12 protein-coding genes and 1 pseudogene are annotated in these 18,529 nt (G+C 54.8%); 9 read left to right on the top strand and 4 right to left on the bottom strand.

Annotation, left to right across the window (positions count from 1 at the left end; translation table 11 throughout):
* Positions 1-29: 29 nt before the first annotated feature.
* The 4 genes from WKK33_RS01910 to WKK33_RS01925 all read right to left on the bottom strand — a co-directional run bounded on the left by WKK33_RS01910 (position 30) and on the right by WKK33_RS01925 (position 7,699).
* A complete protein-coding gene (locus tag WKK33_RS01910; protein ID WP_337468316.1) occupies positions 30-1,415 on the bottom strand; it encodes an efflux transporter outer membrane subunit in 1,386 nt (461 codons plus the stop codon).
* A gap of 36 nt (positions 1,416-1,451) precedes the next feature.
* Complete coding sequence (locus WKK33_RS01915) at positions 1,452-4,721, bottom strand: efflux RND transporter permease subunit (RefSeq protein WP_337932228.1); 3,270 nt, start codon at positions 4,719-4,721, stop codon at positions 1,452-1,454.
* A gap of 41 nt (positions 4,722-4,762) precedes the next feature.
* Positions 4,763-5,965 (bottom strand): efflux RND transporter periplasmic adaptor subunit, encoded by a 1,203-nt coding sequence (locus tag WKK33_RS01920; RefSeq protein ID WP_337932230.1) that lies wholly within the window; start codon positions 5,963-5,965, stop codon positions 4,763-4,765.
* Between the two features lie 225 nt (positions 5,966-6,190).
* Positions 6,191-7,699, bottom strand: coding sequence for an HD domain-containing protein (locus WKK33_RS01925; RefSeq protein WP_337932232.1), 1,509 nt, complete (start codon positions 7,697-7,699; stop codon positions 6,191-6,193).
* 1,005 nt (positions 7,700-8,704) lie between these two features.
* Here WKK33_RS01925 and WKK33_RS01930 point away from each other — a divergent pair.
* The 9 genes and pseudogenes from WKK33_RS01930 to WKK33_RS01970 all read left to right on the top strand — a co-directional run bounded on the left by WKK33_RS01930 (position 8,705) and on the right by WKK33_RS01970 (position 18,528).
* A complete protein-coding gene (locus WKK33_RS01930; RefSeq protein ID WP_215759349.1) occupies positions 8,705-9,106 on the top strand; it encodes a hypothetical protein in 402 nt (133 codons plus the stop codon).
* A 66-nt stretch (positions 9,107-9,172) separates the two neighbouring features.
* The gene (locus WKK33_RS01935) at positions 9,173-9,742 is read left to right on the top strand and encodes a DUF1599 domain-containing protein (protein WP_337932234.1); all 570 of its coding nucleotides are present in this window, start codon (positions 9,173-9,175) and stop codon (positions 9,740-9,742) included.
* A 95-nt stretch (positions 9,743-9,837) separates the two neighbouring features.
* A pseudogene (locus tag WKK33_RS01940) lies at positions 9,838-11,944 on the top strand (BT_3928 family protein).
* A gap of 100 nt (positions 11,945-12,044) precedes the next feature.
* On the top strand, positions 12,045-12,737 hold the full coding sequence (locus tag WKK33_RS01945; protein ID WP_337932235.1) for an SPOR domain-containing protein: 693 nt from the start codon (positions 12,045-12,047) through the stop codon (positions 12,735-12,737).
* A 49-nt stretch (positions 12,738-12,786) separates the two neighbouring features.
* A complete protein-coding gene (gene folE / locus WKK33_RS01950; protein WP_215759352.1) occupies positions 12,787-13,380 on the top strand; it encodes a GTP cyclohydrolase I FolE in 594 nt (197 codons plus the stop codon).
* A gap of 77 nt (positions 13,381-13,457) precedes the next feature.
* Positions 13,458-14,075 carry a DUF4840 domain-containing protein gene (locus WKK33_RS01955; RefSeq protein WP_287768256.1) on the top strand — a complete coding sequence of 206 codons (618 nt, stop codon included), beginning with the start codon at positions 13,458-13,460 and terminating at the stop codon, positions 14,073-14,075.
* 2 nt (positions 14,076-14,077) lie between these two features.
* A complete protein-coding gene (locus WKK33_RS01960; RefSeq protein WP_337932237.1) occupies positions 14,078-14,872 on the top strand; it encodes an exodeoxyribonuclease III in 795 nt (264 codons plus the stop codon).
* Positions 14,873-15,369: 497 nt separating this feature from the next.
* A complete protein-coding gene (locus tag WKK33_RS01965; RefSeq protein ID WP_337932239.1) occupies positions 15,370-15,588 on the top strand; it encodes a hypothetical protein in 219 nt (72 codons plus the stop codon).
* 54 nt (positions 15,589-15,642) lie between these two features.
* Positions 15,643-18,528 (top strand): leucine-rich repeat domain-containing protein, encoded by a 2,886-nt coding sequence (locus tag WKK33_RS01970; protein WP_337932240.1) that lies wholly within the window; start codon positions 15,643-15,645, stop codon positions 18,526-18,528.
* Position 18,529: the final 1 nt, after the last annotated feature.

Consider the following 18,529-nt stretch of genomic DNA (forward strand, 5'->3'; position numbering starts at 1 on the left):
CTGAATGCTTTAATATAAAGAATGAAACGTTAATCGCGTCCTCCACCAAGTGCGTAGTAGAGGTTCACCACGGCTTGCATCTTATAGAAGTCGTCGGCCACCTTCGCAAGCTCTGCGTTGAGCAGGCTCTGCTGGGCTGTGATCACCTCGAGATAGGTGCTGCTTCCGTCGTTGAAGAGGAGCTTGGTGTACTCCACGTTCTTCTTCAGGCTCTCCACTTGCTTGGCCTCCAACTGGCTCTTCTCCTCCGATGAGTTGTAGAGCACGAGGGCGTTGCTCACCTCACTGCCTGCAGAGAGCACCGCGTTCTGCCATGTGTTGAACGCCTGCTCCTGCTGTGCCTTGGCCACCTTCAGTCCGGCGATGAGTACGCCATGCTGGAAGATGGGCTGCACCAGGCTACCCACGGCGTTGAAAAGCATCTTACCCGGGTTCACGATGCCCATGCCACCGCTGTTGGTGAAGGCACCCGTGCCGCTGATGGTGATGTTGGGATAGAAGCGCGAACGGGCGGTGTTCACATCATAGAAGCATTGTGCGAGAGCCATCTCTGCATAGTGCACGTCGGGACGGTTGTTGAGCAACTGAATGCCCACACCCGTTGAGAACGTTGAAGGCAGCGACTGTGCGTCGAGCTTGCCACGTGCGATGTGCTGCGCCGACTGTCCGAGGAGCAGCGAGAGCGAGTTCTCGGTCTCGCGAATCTGTCGCTTCAGGTCGGTGGCCTGCGCGAGCACAGAGTAGTAGTTGCTCTCGGCGCTCTGCACGCTGGTTTCCTTGGTGCGTCCCAACTCCTTCTGAATCTTCATGATGTTCCACGTTTCCTTCACCAGCGACGCCATGTTGTCCACCACCTCGAGTTGCTTGTCGAGCATGAGGAGGGTGTAGTACATGTTGGCGATGTTGGAGATGAGCTTGGTCTTCACCACGAGCTGATAGTCCTTGGTGGCCAGAAGGTTCATCTGTGCGCTACGCTTCTGGTTGAGCAGGTTTCCGAAGAGGTCCACGCTCCAACTGGCCGTGATGGGCAGCGAGTAGGTCTTGGTGGCCTTGTTTCCATCCCACGAAGCGATGGTGCCTTGGGGCGAGAAGGTGAACGAGGGCACGAAGGCGAGCTTGGCCGCCTTCAACTGTGCCTCCACCATCTGTACGTTAAGGGCTGCGTTGAGCATGTTGACGTTGCTCTCCAGTCCCTTCTCGATGAGCGCCTGCAGCTGCGGGTCGGTAAACACGCTTCGCCAAGGCAGGTTGCCAAAGCTCGCGGTGTCGGCCACGGCGAGCGTATCGGCCACCGAGGCCGAGTCGCGCACCAGTCCGGCGGTGTTCACGTCGGGGCGCTCATATTTGGTGTAGATTCCGCAACTGCTCATCAGAGCAGCTGCGAATGCTATCGGAATGATATTCTTAATTTTCATCTTAATGCTGTTATATTGACATGTTGACGCTGAATATTACATGTTGGGATTGGCTTTGTCGCCTGCAAGCTTCTCCTCGCCTGTGCGGAAGTTGGCAGCCAGCGGGTTGGTATACTGATTGAGCTCCGTAGCCACGTCGGCATTGTCGTCCTCAAACTCGATGGGCTTCACCTTCTCCTGCAATGTCTGGAAGATGTAGAAGAGGGCCGGCACAATCATAATCTGGCAGAGCATACCGATGAGCATACCTCCGATGGCGGCGGCGCCCAGGGTCATGTTACCGTGGTAGCCCACACCCCAAGGCATCAACATAGGAAGCAGACCGATGATCATGGCCAACGAGGTCATCAGGATAGGACGCAGACGGGCTGCGGCTCCGAGCACGGCCGACCATGAGATGGCCATACCGGTCTGTCGACGCTCCAAGGCAAACTGCACGATCAAGATGGCGTTCTTGGCCAACAGACCCATCAACATGATGAGGGCGATCTGCATGTAGATATCGTTGTTGTTACCAAACATGTTGGTGAACAGGAATGCTCCGGCCAATCCGAAGGGGATGGAGAGGATTACCGACAACGGCAGCAGGTACGATTCGTACTGGGCTGCGAGGATGAGGTACACGAAGGTCAGACAGAGGATGAAGATCATCGCCGTAGAGTTGCTCGACTCCTGCTCGTTACGTGTCAGACCCGAGAACTCATAGCTATAGCCCGCGGGCAGCGAGGTCTTGGCCACCTCAGCCATGGCGTTCAGGGCGTCGCCGGTCGAATAGCCTTCGGCGGCCGATGCGTTCACGTTGATAGAGGTGAAGAGGTTGAATCGGTCGATCTCCTGCGGTCCATACACACGGGTCAACGACACATACTCCTTGATGGGTGCCATCTCGCCTGCCGATGTGCGCACGTAGATGTTGTCGAGGCTCTTCAGGTCGGCGCGATCCTTGGGATCCGACTGGATATACACACGATAGAGCTTACCGTAAGAGTTGAAGTTGGAGGCGTACATACCTCCGTAGTAGCCCTGCATGGTGGTGAGCACCGTTGAGGGATCGATACCGCTCTGCTTACACTTGGCCACATCCACATCGATCTTATACTGCGGATACTTGGTATTGTAGGAGGTCATAGCGTTCGAGATCTCCGGACGCTTGTTGAGCTCTGCGATGAAGCTCTGCGTCACGTCGAAGAACTTGTTCACATCGCCACCGGTGCGGTCCTGCATAGAGAAGGTCAGACCGTTGGTGGCCGAGAATCCCTGCACCATAGGCGGCTGGAAGGCGAGGATCTGTGCGCCCTTGATGGCGGCTGTCTGCTTGTAGATCATGCCGAGCACCATGGTCGAACCGAGGTTGTGCACACCCACATACTTCAGCGGACCCTCCATCTTCTGGCGCTCCTCAAACGACTTCAGCTTGACGATGAACGTTCCCTGGTTGGAACCCTGACCGGCAATGAAGTTGTAACCGGTGATGCGCATACGGCTCTCGATGGCGGGGTTGGTGGCGAGCATGCGGTCCACCTGGTCCATCACCTCCTGGGTCTTCTTCATAGAGGTTCCCGGAGGCGTCGACACGGTACAGAACACGGTACCCGTATCCTCATCAGGCACCAGACCGGTCTTGGTGGTTGCCATGAGCACGCCCATGGCAACGATACCCACGATGACCGATGCGATGGCGATGATGGGGCGCTCCACGATGCGGCGCACACCATTGCGGTAACGGTCTTGCACCTTGCCGTAGGCGGCGTTGAACGAAGCGTGGAAGCGGTCGACCATCGACATCTTGCGTTCGCTGCCGTCCTCGTTCTTCGGCTTCAGCAGGATGGCGCAGAGAGCCGGCGAGAGGGTCAAGGCGTTAAGGGCCGAGATCACGATGGAGATGGCCATCGTAATACCAAACTCACGGTAGAACGTACCGGTTGTACCACCCATGAACGACACGGGGATAAACACGGCGGCCATCACAAGGGTGATGGAGATGATGGCTCCCGAAATCTCGTTCATGGCGTCGATAGAGGCCAGGCGTGCCGACTTGTATCCCAAGTCGAGCTTGGCGTGCACGGCCTCAACCACCACAATGGCATCGTCCACCACAATGGCAATGGCGAGCACGAGGGCGGCGAGCGTCAAGAGGTTGAGCGAGAAGCCGAACACATAGAGGAAGAAGAACGTACCGATCAACGACACCGGCACGGCGATGAGCGGGATGAGCGTTGAGCGGGTGTCTTGCAAGAAGATATACACCACGATGAACACGAGCACGAAGGCCTCAAAGAGGGTCTTCACCAAGTCCTCGATCGAGGCGAAGAGGAACTCGGTAACGTCCTGCATCACGTCGAAATGGAGTCCAGGGGGCAAGGTCTTCTCCTGCTCGGCGAGCAGCTGCTTGATGTCGCTGGCAATCTCGGTGGCGTTCGAACCGGCGGTCTGTGTGACCATCATGGTCACAGACGACTTGCCGTTGAGCTCAGATGACACAGAGTAAGAGAGGGCGCCCATCTCCACACGGGCCACATCCTTCACGCGGATGGTCTGTCCGTCCTTGGTCGACTTGATGATCATGTCGCCAAACTCCTCAGGTGTCTTCAGACGACCCTTGTATCGGAAGGTGTATTCGTATTGCTTGTCGGTGTTCTCACCCACCGATCCCGGGGCGGCCTCTATGTTCTGCTGCGCGAGCACACCGGTGAGGTCGGTCGGTATCAGTCCATAGCTCTTCATCTTCACGGGGTCGATCCAGAGGCGCATGGTGTAGTCTTTCTGTGAGAAGCACTGGCACTCACCCACACCATTCACACGCTTGATGGCTGGCACCACGTTGATGTTGGCGTAGTTGGCGAGGAACTCATCGTCGTAACGGTCGTCGTCGGCCGTAAGACCGAAGAGGATCACCGTCGACGACTGGCGCTTCATGACCTGCACACCGGCCTTGGTTACCTCGGCGGGCAGCAGGGCCGACGCCTGCGACACACGGTTCTGCACGTTCACCTGACACATGTCGGCGTCCATGCCTTGCTTAAAGAACACGGTGATAGAGGCCGAACCACTGTTGGTGGCCGATGAGGTCATGTAGGTCATGCCCTCCACACCGTTGATCTGCTCCTCCAGCGGGGCAAGCACGGAGTTGAGCACCGTCTCAGCGTTAGCACCCGTGTACGAGGCACGCACCATGATGGTAGGCGGGGCGATGTTCGGGTACTGCTCAATCGGCAGCGATATGAGTCCGATGAATCCGAGGATCACCATCACGATGGAGATCACCGTAGAGAGCACCGGACGCTTGATAAATTTATCTAACTTCATGGATTTATCTCTTTTGTTTCTATCCTAAGAAATATGTGTGTTTACTTACCGAAGGCCTTCTTGAGCTCCTTCAGGTCGCCCTGTGCTGCGCCCAACTTCTCGGTCTTCTTCAGCTTCTCCTGGTACTGTGCCTCGGTGATGGGCTTGATCTCGGCACCGTCGGTAAGCGATGAGATGCCGTTGACCACGATGCGGTCGCCCACCTTCAGGCCACTGGTGATGATGAAGTTCTTGCCATCGTCCTGGGGATCGACGGTCACGGCTGAGTATTTCACCTTGTTATCCTTGCCTACGATATACACGAAGTGCTTGTCCTGCACTTGCGCCACAGCGTCCTGGGGGATGACAATGGCCGAGCTCGACACGTGGGGCACCACGATAGAGCCCGAACCGCCACTCTTCAGCAGGTGCTGGGGGTTGGGGAAATCGGCGCGCATCGACACGCTACCCGTGGTGGCGTCGATCACACCGCTCACGGTGGCCACGCGTCCCGGATGGTCGTAGATGGTTCCGTCGGCCAACTGGAGCTTCACGGCAGGATAGTCCTTAATGGCTGTGTGCAGGCCACCGGCGGTCTTGGTCATGTCGAGCAGCTCCTTCTCGGTCATGGAGAAGTAGACCTGCATGGTGCTGATGTTCGACACGGTGGTCAATGGCTGCTGACTGCTGGCGCTCACGAGGGCACCCACACGGTAAGGCAGGTCGCCGATCACACCGCTGGCCGGACTGGTCACGTAGCAGTAGCTAAGGTTTTCCTTGGCCGACACGTAGCTGGCCTCGGCCTGTGCGAGGGCGGCGGCGGCAGCCTGCATGTTGTTCTTGGCCGACTGGAGCTCGTAAGAACCGATCACGTTGTTCTTGAAGAGCTTCTCGTTGTTGTTATAGGTCAAGCGGGCGGTGTTGAGCTGAGCCTTGGCTGAGTTGACGGCGGCCTTGGCCTGGCGCACGGCGGCGGCGTAGGTCACGTTGTCGATCACGAAGAGGAGCTGGCCTGCCTTGACGGCCTGACCTTCCTTCACACACAGCTTTGTGATGAAGCCCGACACTTTCGGACGGATCTCCACATCCTGCATACCCTTGATGGTAGCGGGGTACGTGGTCTGGAGTTCTGCGCTCTGAGCACCGATGGTTCTCACAGCATACTCGTTGTCACCAAAGTTGGGCTTACCTGATGACTTCTTGCCTCCACACGAGACAAGCATTGCAGCCAAAGCTGCAAACAATAAAATTTTGCTCTTTGTCATACCTATAAATAATGTATTTTTTGTCTATTGAATGTTGTATCCTACAAATAAAATCGCCGTCCACTCCACTGAAGTGGGACGGGTGGATGAAAGATCGCTTGGAAAACTCAAAGCCTCCCTTTAGTTTTCACGGCACAAAGTTATATAATAAATGTGTAACTCGCTCTCGGAGGGTTACACATTTAACACTATTTATTCCTGAAAAGGCTATCTTTTACCATCTTTTTACGTTTCGATGAGTCCCATCTGCTTGGCCTTCTCCATGAGGAGCTGCATAAGCGGCTCTCGCTCGTTGGGCACCTTCATGTCGAGCACGGCGTCTTTTAGGGTCTGCTTGAGCACGCCCACCTCGCGGCAGGGCTGGAGGTGGAACATCTCCATAATCTCGTTTCCGTCGATGCAGGGTTGCAGCAGTCGCTTGAAGTCGCGCTCCTTGAGGTCCACGATCTTCTCTCGCACCAGTTGGAAGTTTTGGAGGAACCGTTGCTTCTTCACTTGGTTTTTGCTGGTGATGTCGGCCTCGCAGAGCATCATCAGGTCGTCGATGTCGTCGCCGGCGTCGTTCACCATTCGTCTCACAGCCGAGTCGGTCACCTCCTCATCGGCGATGACCTGTGGTCGCATGTGGAGGTCCACGAGCTTCTGCACATATTTCATCTTGGCGTCGAGGGGCAACTTGAGCCTACGGAAGATGCCGGGCACCATCTTGGCGCCGAGGTAGTTGTGGTTGTGGAACGTCCATCCCTGCGCGGGTTCCCAGCGCTTGCTCTTGGGTTTGCCGATGTCGTGGAGCAGGGCTGCCCAGCGCAGCCAGAGGGTGTGGTCGAAGGTGGGCTCACCTTCCTTCGCCGCCGCCTTGTCGGCCAGTCCGTTGAGGCGCATGTCGTTGGCCTTGGCCTTCTGCGCGCGCACCACGTTTTCGAGCACCTCGAGGGTGTGGTAGAAGTTGTTTTTGTGTGCCCTTCCGTTGCGCGTCTCCACTTGGTCGAGCGCCACCAGTTCGGGCAGTATGAGTTGCAGCAGTCCCGACTCGCGCAGGTAGAAGAATCCTGTGCTGGGATGGGGTGCCAGAATAATCTTGTTGAGCTCCTCCTGTATGCGCTCGCCGCTGATGATCTTCAGTCGGTCGGCGTTGCGCGCGAGGGCCTCGCGTGTTTCCTCCTCAATCTCAAAGTTGAGCTGGGTGGCGAAGCGCACGCAGCGCATCATGCGCAAGGGGTCGTCGCTGAAGGTAATGTCGGGATCGAGGGGGGTGGCGATGATGCCATCCTCCAGGTCGGCCACACCGTCGAAGGGGTCGACGAGCTCGCCGAAGCGGTCGCCATTGAGGCACACGGCCATAGCGTTGATGGTGAAGTCGCGACGGTTCTGGTCGTCTTCGAGGGTGCCGTCTTCCACGTGGGGCTTCCTACTGTCGTGGCTATAGCTCTCCTTGCGGGCGCCCACAAACTCCACCTCCAGTCCGCCACATTTCACTTGCGCCGTGCCGAAGTTACGGAACACCGACAGGTGGGCTCTTCTACCCAGCATGCTCTTCAGGCGTGAGGCCACCTCAATGCCACTGCCCACCACCACCACATCGATATCGTTCGATGGGCGCTCCAGGAAGAGGTCGCGCACATATCCGCCCACCACGTAGCACTCCAGGTGCAGGGAGTCGGCAGCCTCCGATATCTTATGGAAAATGTCTTTGTCGAGCAGTTGAGCCAGTTGGTCGTCGCTAAGTATCCGCATAGTTTGTTGTCCTATATTAAAAAAGCGGTGCAAAGGTACGCATTATTATTGAGATAACAAAATAAGCCGCGTCCATCCCACAGCCAAAGGCTATGATTTGCACCCCCGAACCCATGGTTTTTACGCCCAGGCGCGGCCGTTCGGCTTTGCCGCGTTGACTTGCCCCTCGGCCACCGAGCTAAACCTTCATAGCGCCAACGGAGAAAGAAAGAACAAATATCCCTAATCTTCGTTTTTTCTTCTGATTGCGTAAGCTAAATTCGTTCAAATTGGTAATCGTTGACGATTACACAAATTCGCAAATTCGGGAAATTCGTTGTTTCGCCGTCTGAGGCCAAAGAAAACCATTTGGCGCGAATTTTTTATGCTCAGGCGCGGACGCTCGACTGAGGCCAAAGATTCGGTAATTCAACGAACCTCATTGTTCTCTCCGGCAAAAGCGGGCAAAGGGCAAGTCTCATCCAAAGCCTACCAAACGCCTCATTTCGTCAAGTTTATTGGTCAAAATCTGCATCATGGCGGAGGGATGAAATAGAAACGAAATTGCGAGAATTATCCTCCGGAAATTCGGTTTTTCAGCGCCCGTCGTGCGAAAGACCATCTATCGAGGCACCATTTGGCATGTTTCGAGGCACGAAAGGCCACGTTTCGAAGCGCCATCTCTAAGCTCACGCAACTCGATTAGGCATGTTTCGCAAGCCAAAACGGCGCATAATATTTAACAAAACACAACATTTTACCACAAGACTCTGAGTATCAGGTGATTGCAAAAATCGCTGAGAATCGCGCATTTCCAAAAAGTTGGAGCGTGGTTCGGAACGAGGCCCTTCTCACGAAGCTCTTTGTTCGTTTGTTTCATCCACAAAACCGATATAAAAAAACTTAATTGCACACCAATCAACGCCCATGCCAATATTTTTTCATACCTTTGCGCTTTAGATGGGAGCCATCCAAGGCGCCCCACCCCTTTCAAACGCACATCACATCATGCTAAACCATAACGTCATGAGAAAACTCTTACTGCTTGCAGCGCTCGCCTGCCTCACCGCCTGCCAACCCTCGGCCGACGAACTGGCGGAGCCCTTGATGCAACGCATCGACTCGCTCTACCAGCACAACGACTACCAGGGAACGCTCAACGCCATACGCGAGTTGCGCGCCGAGCACCCCAAGGCCACCGAGTGCCGCAAGCGCGCCCTGAAAATATGGCAAGAGGCATCGGTCAAGATGGCGCAAGCCGACATAGCGCGCACCGACTCGGCCCTGCAGGCCACCCTCATGCAGATCGACCAGGAGCACAACCTCTACCGGCAGAACATGCTGCGCGCCAAGCGCGACTCGCTGCAGATTCGCTACGACGCCCTCTGCGGCACCGTGCGCATCATCCACCAGCGCCAACAGGAGTGACGACAACATCATTTCTCGCCCATTTTTTACGTAGTATCATAAATAATGTGTAACTTTGCATACGTTATGACAAAACAACAAGATACGGACAGGCAGTTTCAAGACACCCTGAGCGAGTGTCGCAACGTGTTCGCCGCCAAGCTCCACGACTACGGAGCCTCATGGCGCATCATGCGCCCCTCATCGCTGACCGACCAGCTGTTCATCAAGGCCATGCGCATACGCACCCTCGAAATAACGGGCAAGTCGCTGGTGGGCGACGGCATACGTCCGGAATTCTTGGCGCTTATCAACTACGGCATCGCCGGGCTCATACAGCTCGAGCAGGGATTCGCCGACAGGGTCGACATGGCACCCGACAAGGCGCTGGAGCTCTACGACCAACACGCAAAGGAGGTGTTTGAGCTTATGAAGCGCAAAAACCACGACTATGGAGAGGCGTGGCGCACCATGAGGGTGAGCAGCTACACCGACCTCATCCTCACCAAGATTGAACGGGTGAAGGAGCTGGAGGACATCCACGGACAGGCCATCGCCTCGGAGGGTGTCGACGCCAACTATATGGACATCATCAACTATGCCGTGTTTGGGGCCATACGCCTCAAGGAGAACGGCACCGATCACATCCGAGCATGAGCGAAACGCCCAACACGACAAGCCTGAAAGACGCACCCACCAGCCCGGAGGCCACGGCCGACAGCCGCACCACCTCCTACAGATGGACAACGCGCGTGGCGGTGAACGCCTGCCGGTTGCTCATCGGAGCGGCCTTCGTGTTCTCGGGCTTCGTCAAAGCCATCGACCCGCTGGGCACGCAGTATAAGATCCACGATTACCTGGAGGCGCTCGGACTGGCCAACGCCATCCCCGACTGGCTCACGCTCATGGCCGCCGTGGCGCTGGCCGCTGTGGAGTTTGCCCTCGGCACATTCGCCATGCTTGCCATCAGGCGCAGGGTGGTGGCAAGGTTGCTGTTGGCGGTGATGGCCGTCATGACGCTCATCACCGTATGGATAGCCATCGCCAACCCCGTGAAAGACTGTGGATGCTTTGGCGACGCCATACACCTCACCAACACGCAGACGCTGCTCAAGAACGTGGCGTTGCTGGCTTGCGCGGCCCTCACGGCACGATTCCCACACGCCATGTACCGATTCGTGTCGAAGCCCAACCAATGGATAGCCATCAACTTCACCATACTGTTCATCGTGATGACCAGCGTCTACTGCCTGTGGTACCTGCCACTGTTCGACTTCAGGCCCTACCACATCGGCGCCAACATTCCCAAGGGAATGGAGATTCCCGAAGGGGCGGAGCAACCGGTCTTTGAAACGACGTTCGTCATGGAGAAGGACGGAAAGCGCAAGACGTTCAACGTCGACAACTATCCCGACTCCACATGGCAGTTTATCGACTCGAAGACGGTCGTGGTGAAAGAGGGATACGTGCCGCCCATCCACGACTTCGCCATCCAACTGGCCGACGGCGACGACATCACCGAGGAGGTGCTCGGCCACAAGGGCTACACCTTCCTGCTCATATCGCCTCATCTCGAGGTGGCCGACGACTCCAACTTCGGAAGCATCGACCAGATCTACGAGTACGCGCAGGAGCAACACATACCCTTCTACTGCCTGACGGCCTCCACCGAGGGGGCCATACAGCACTGGGAGGACATCACGGGGGCCGAATACCCGTTCTGCCTCACCGACGAGACAACGCTGAAGACCATCATCCGAAGCAACCCGGGGCTGCTGCTCATCAAGGACGGAACAATCATCCGCAAGTGGAGCCACAACGACCTGCCCACAGCCGACGCGCTGCAAGGACCGCTCAACAAGCTCGAGATAGGACACCTGCCCGAGGAGAGCGCGGCAAAAACCATCACGCAGGTGGCGCTATGGTTCTTCATCCCCCTGCTGCTGCTCATCATCGCCGACCGCACGTGGGCGTGGAGCCTCTACATCAGGCGGAAGATACGAAAGGGCGAGGCGTTGCTCAAGAAGGAGGAGCAGAAAATCATGCACAACCGATAAGTTTACAACACATCATATCAACCATTAAAACGTAAAACAAATGAGAAAGAAAATCGTTGCAGGCAACTGGAAGATGAATGAGAACCTCCAGGAGGGCGTAGCCCTGGCCAAGGAGATCAACGAGGCACTCGTTGCCGACAAACCCAACTGCGGTGTGATCATCTGCACACCGTTCATCCACCTCGCAAGCGTGGCTCAGGTCATCGACCAGAACGTGGTGGCCCTGGGTGCAGAGAACTGCGCCGACAAGGAGAAGGGTGCTTTCACCGGTGAGGTGAGCGCCGCCATGGTGAAGTCTACGGGTGCTCAGTATGTCATCCTCGGCCACTCTGAGCGTCGCCAGTACTACGGCGAGACCGCTGAGATCCTCAAGGAGAAGGTGCAGCTGGCGCTGGCCAACGGCCTGAAGGTTATCTTCTGCTGCGGTGAGACGCTCGAGGAGCGCGAGGCCAACAAGCAGAACGAGGTAGTGAAGGCTGAGCTCGACGGTAGCGTATTCAACCTCACCGCTGAGGAGTGGAAGAACATCGTGCTGGCTTACGAGCCGATCTGGGCTATCGGTACCGGCAAGACCGCCACTTCCGACCAGGCTGAGGAGATGCTGGCTTACATCCGTTCGATCGTTGCCGACAAGTATGGCAAGGAGGTCGCTGACGACACAACCATCCTCTACGGTGGCTCTTGCAAGGCAAGCAACGCTCCTGAGCTCTTCGCCAAGCCCAACATCGACGGTGGTCTGATCGGTGGAGCCTCGCTGAAGGCTGCCGACTTCAAGGGCATCATCGACGCTTGGAAGAAGTAATTCATACCAACGAAAACCATTACCAATGAGGCTTCCCCTACGAAAGGGGGAAGCTCTCATTGGCTTTTGATTATCTAACAACATTCACCAAACAACCAACATGCGCAATACCATCCTATCACTGCTGTTCATGATGTGCGCCACCACGAGCGCCAACGCGCAGACCTTCCTCGACCAACTGAAGAAATCGAAGCCGGGAGAGGGTAAGGTCACCGTGACGCAGAGCAAGGATATCGACAACCTGGTAAACGGTGTGAAAGGCATCACGACGACAACCACCACACCGAAGACCACCGTGGGTAAGACCGTCGGCGAGAAGACGAAGGTTGCACCGAAACCTAACCACAACAAAGACAACGCGGCAAAGGACAAAGCGCAAGCGCTCTACAAGGAACGAGAGAGAGAGCACGAAAGAGAAAACGCCTCGGAGAGAAAAGCGGAGGGTCATAAGACCGAACGAACCACCGAGGAGACGGGCGAAATGAGCATACCTACCGTCGATATGTCGAAGAAGGTCATGCGAAACAGCCATAAGATCAGCGGATACAGGGTGCAGGCTTTCGCCGGAGGAAACACGCGCAACGACAAGCAGCGAGCACAGCAAATCGGCAATGCCATCAAGATGAAGCATCCCGACCAGCCGGTCTACGTGCATTTTTATTCGCCACGATGGATTTGCCGAGTGGGCAACTATCGCACCTATGGGGAGGCGCAGAAAATGCTCCACAGCTTACGGGCCATGGGATACAAGGGCGCCACAATCGTCAAGGGAACCATCACCGTACAGTATTAAAGAAGAACATCCTTACTGACATTTCCAACAAAAACGTCAATCAACCAATATGAATCCAGAAACAGAATTTAGAGAAGGGCTCGACGAGCTCGCAAGCCATTATAAAGAGGTGCTCACCCTCCTGGGAGAGGACCCTACACGCGAAGGTCTGCAAAAAACGCCTATGCGCGTGGCAAAAGCCATGCAGATCCTCACACGTGGTTACACGCAAGACCCACACAAGGTGCTCACCGACGCCCTCTTTGCCGAGGATTACGACCAGATGGTCATCGTCAAGGACATCGATTTCTTTTCCATGTGTGAACACCACATGCTGCCCTTCTACGGAAAGGCGCACGTGGCATACATCCCCAACGGCCACATCACCGGCCTGAGCAAGATCGCTCGCGTGGTGGACATCTTCAGTCACCGTCTGCAAGTGCAGGAGCGCCTCACACACCAGATCATGGAGTGTATCAACGACACGTTGAAGCCGCAGGGCGTGATGGTGGTCATCGAGGCCAAGCACATGTGCATGCAGATGAGAGGGGTGGAGAAGCAAAACTCCATCACCACCACATCGGCCTACAGCGGTGTGTTCGAGGCCATGAAGGTGCGCGAGGAGTTTATGAGCCTGCTCAGAGGCGAGTCGAAGCGCATCTAACCACATAGCGCCCGCAAGGGGCGCATCGACCAACAACAAAGACAACAACATAACCAACAAATAAACTGGATAGCAATATGAAATGGAACAAATGGGTGGTAGTGTTCATGGCGCTCTGCACCATGCTGACCGTCACATCGTGCCTGGGCGACGATGATAAGTACGAACTCTCGCAGGACGAGATGAAGCAGGCCATGAAGGCCATGAAGGGCACCTACACGGGTAAGCTCAAATGGCAGGCCACAAGCGGAGTGAAATACGACAGTCTGAACAACGTGAGCTACACGGTCAACGATACGGCGATCATCATCCACAACTTCCCCGTCAGCTCGCTGGCCGCGGGTGTGCTCGAGGGAAGCGCCAACGACTCGCTGCGCAACGCCATCAAGGCGGCCCCCGCACAAGACTTGGTGTGCGCAATCGCGTTCTACTACAACGAGAACTTTCTCAATCCCCACTGCCTGCTGAACATCATGCCCTACAGCATCTTCATCAAGAATGCGGAGATCAACACTCGAAAGTATGAGCTGCAGGTGAACTTCCTCAACAACAACCCCAACTCCATGGGCTACTTCAACAATGAGCGCAAGACCCTGGAGATCAACATGCGCACCTATAACCTGATGGTGAACAGGCAGGAGCAGGTGGGCATCTACAAGACGGTCTACTTCCAGTTGTCACCCAACGACAAATAACCATGACGAAGTTCATCTCTTGGAATGTCAATGGCCTGAGGGCGTGCATGAAGCCCGACGCCGAGAAGAACAAGCCCGGATTCGAGGCGGTGTTCCGCGAGCTCAATGCCGATTTTTTCTGCCTCAACGAAACGAAATTGCAGGCTGGGCAGCTCGACCTGCAGTTTGAGGGCTATGAGAGCTACTGGAACTACGCCGACAGAAAAGGGTATAGCGGCACGGCCATCTTCACGCAACAGCATCCCTTGGCCGTGACCTACGGCATGGGGATCGATGAGCACGACCATGAGGGACGGGTCATCACCCTGGAGATGCCGGCGTTCTACATCGTCAGCGTGTACACGCCCAACGCGCAGAACGCCAACGAGGGCGAGCTGAAGCCGCGTCGACTGCCCTACCGCATGAAGTGGGAGGACGACTTTCGTGCCTATCTCATGGAGCTCGACAAGAAAAAGCCGGTCATCGTGTGTGGAGACCTCAACGTGGCGCACGAGGAGATCGACCTGAAGAACCCCAAGACAAACCGCAACAACGCGGGATTCACCGATGAGGAACGGCAAAAGATGACGGATCTGCTCAATAGTGGCTTCACCGACACCTTCCGTCTCCTGCACCCCGATGAGGTGACCTACAGCTGGTGGAGCTACCGCTTCCGCTCACGCGAGAAGAACGCAGGGTGGCGCATCGACTATTTCCTCGTGTCAAAGAGGCTCAACGAGAACGTCACCAGCGCTTCCATCCTCACCGACATCATGGGCAGCGACCATTGCCCCGTAGCGTTGGAGCTCAACATCTAACAACATCCATTACGGACCAAAAGCCTCTGGCCTTTGGCCTCACACGGCGCCGCTCGCCCCTGCCGCTCTCGTCATGAAAGCAACAAGGACGGGCGGTGCCGTTTTGCGTTTCTAAAACCTTGCTGGCAAGATGGCGTCACCTTGCCTCTTCTTGCGAAATTACCATACATTCGCTAAGCATGGCGTTTCCTTTCCATGTCCATCTTTTCGCCTTTTCCCGGCCCATATTTTTACCCTTTTCCCCACTTCTCGTTTTTTTAGGGTTGTCCCTACCCTTCATCCCACTTGGGGGAGGTAAAACAAGGAGAAGACCGTGTTGGAAGGGGCATTTTGTAAGAAATTGGCTATTTTTTGTAAGAAATATCCTACTCCTTTGGGATATTTTTAACTTTCTTTGCACAGATTAAGTTGCGCCCAAAAGTGCCCTCTTGGTGTCGACGATGCGAGGGGGAGATAGGCATAGGAAATGAAATCAAAAAAAAGCGAATAGATAAAACATGAAAAAAATTAAGAAGAAGAAGTATCTCAAACCCACAAGCGAATGTGTGGAGGTGGCATCCATCTGCACCATCGTTATCTCTGGCGGAGGCAACGCCAGCGGTGGTGGCACAGGAACCCCTCCACCCATGCAGAGTCCTTCACGACCCCACTGGGGACTGAACGATCCCTCCGAGGAGGAGGAAGAAGACAACACGATGTTTGGACGCCTCTGGTAAACCAGCCATCAAACTCTCTAACCCATTAGCATTATCAACAAAAATATCGAAGATATGAAGAAAAGACTTTTCATGTTTGCGGTTCTGTTATTGTCAGGGCTGCAATTTGCCGTGGCTGCCATCGACGAGCAGCTGCGAGCGCTCATCACCACCTCCGACGACATCGAGGTGACGGAAGTAACCAACGACGAGGCATACCCGTGGACCGTAGCGGACGGAATGGCGTCGAGTACCAATGGTAAGCAGCAGTACACCACATCTACCATTACCATTAAGTTTAAGACCATTGGACGAACCACACTGAATTTTGATTATACGCTCGATGGTTATAGCAACTATGATTCCCTGAAGGTGGCTGTCGATGGCAAACTGTGGTGGGCAAGTTACGAATCAAAAAAAGTTCTTTCGCAGCGTATTGAGTTTCTTGCTCTTAAAGAAGGAGAACATGTGCTAACCTTCTCTCATAGACACGGTTACTATACTTACTCCAATGCCACCGAAGTTATCTCCCTCGGCAACATTCGCATCCGTAGTTTGGAGAGCCAGTATATGACCATCAACCTCGCTGCGCCAGGCACACTGGGCGTCGAGGTGTTGTCGCATGTCAGCACTTTGCCGGAAATGCGTTACCTGCGTCTCACGGGCAAAATGAACAAAGAAGACTGGACAACCATCAGTAACATGACGGGGCTTTATGCCATCGACATGTCAGAAGCCGACATAACCGACATTCCCGATAATGGATTTGAAAAAACAGCGTTGCGCTTTGTGACCTTGCCTAAGGTTCTTAAAACGATTGGCAACAAAGCGTTCTATGATCGTTATCTGGTGGGCACATTGACGCTTCCTGAGGGATTAGAGCGCATTGGTCAATATGCGTTCTATAGAAATCTGATATCAGAGGTTACGATCCCTGCAAGTGTGAACTATATGGGATACGATGCTTTCGAAAGCAATGGAAACTTAACGAGTGTAACATTAGGAAGTGGTCTGACGTCTCTTTCGAGTTCGTGCTTCCAAAGTTGTGGCAACCTTGTCACTGTTTATGGTGGAGAAAACATAAAGTCTATCTATTCAAATGCTTTTTATGAATGCAGCAAGCTGAAAAGCATTGGAAATATAAAGGTGATAACAGTTGGCGAATATGCTTTTCGTGGTTGTCGAAAATTAGAAAACATCGATTTCTCACGTATTAAGACGATTGAATCTGGTGCTTTTTGGGATTGTTATTTTTTGACCGAAGCCAATCTCACCACCCTTGAAACAATGGGCAGTTATGCCTTTTACAATTCGTCGCTGAGAAAGGTAATCATCGGAGATAAGGTAACCACGATTTCTGATTACGCCTTCCAAGAATGCGGATCGCTTGAGGAAGTCATCGTCGGTTCATCAATCAACAAGATTGGTTCCCGTAGCTTTTATTCTTCAAGCAGTTCGTTAAAGCGCTTTTATATCAATGCACCGGCACCGCCTTCAATAAATAGCAATTACCTTCCTTTCTATTCTCCCACAAGCGTAACGCTGTACGTTCCCGAGTATGCCATGGTGAGCTACAAGCTCGATAACTATTGGAGCAAATTCACAACTGTGGAGCCCAACCCCAATATGCCCGAAAAGGTCAACCTCTATAAGAAGTTGGAACTGACCAGCAATGCACGCATCCCCAACTCGCCCGACATGTTCATCGGCAAGGGTGGATCGCTCATCGTCAATGGAAACAATCCACAGGCGTTTGGTAAATTCTCACAGCATCTTTCAATTGGAGAACCCGAAGTGTCATCATCGCTCATCAGCCGTTGTGAGGCCATTACGTCCGCCGCTTCGCAATTCGACTTCTTTATTGGTTCAACCAGTGGTTATGGCTATTGGTATTATATCTGCATGCCCTACGACGTGAAGCGTAGCGACATCATCCTGCCAGAAGGCACCAGCATCGCCGTGCGCTATTACGACGCTGAGTCGCGCGCCACGAACGGACCCTCGGGCAACTGGAAAGACGTGGCTGCCGACGGCATCCTGCGCAAGGGACAAGGCTATATCTTCCGCACAGATAAAGAAGGCAATGTAGGCTTCCCCGCCACCGAGGAGACCCACAACGACATTTTCTGCAGCACCGCCATCACCACACCACTCAAGGAGTATGCAGCCGTGGAGAGCGCCAATGCAGGATGGAACCTCGTGGGCAACCCCTACCCCTGCTTCTACGACATCTATCACATGGACTTCACGGCTCCGATCACAACATGGAACGTAGACAACCGCACCTTTAACGCTTACAGCGTGGCCGACGACGAGTTGGTGCTCACACCGCTGCAGGCTTTCTTCGTACAGAAGCCCGCATTGGTCGACGCCATCACCTTCCAGGCCAGCGGACGACAGATCGACAAGACCATCGACCACTCGGGACTGGCCAAGCGCTTTACGGCTGGCTGCACACGCAAGCTCGTCGACCTTGCCCTGACCAGCGGCGAACGCACCGACCACACTCGACTGGTGGTGAACGCCAACGCATCCGACGACTTCTCGGCCGACAACGACGCCATCAAGATGATGGCCTACGAGGGCACACCGCAGCTCTACACCCTGGACGGCGACAACCAGTTTGCCATCAACGAGGGAGCGCACCGCAGCGGCAACGTGGCAGTGGGTATGTACCTGCCCGCCGACGCCACATACGTCATCAGCGTTGAGCGCGACGACGTCAACGTGAAACTTCTCGACTACGGAGTGGCTGTCGACATGCCTTACACCTTCAACGCTACAGAGGGATCGCTCGACGACCGATTCTCTCTCGCCTTCGACGCTAACACCACAGGCATCAACAACGTGGAGAACAACGCCAAGACCAACGACGCCATCTACACCATCGACGGACGACGCGTAAGCAACACGGCAAAGAAGGGCATCTATATCCAGAACAACAAGAAAATTGTGAAGTGAC

Source organism: Hallella sp. (assembly GCF_037460745.1).
In the GTDB taxonomy this organism is placed as follows: Bacteria; Bacteroidota; Bacteroidia; order Bacteroidales; family Bacteroidaceae; genus Prevotella; species Prevotella faecis.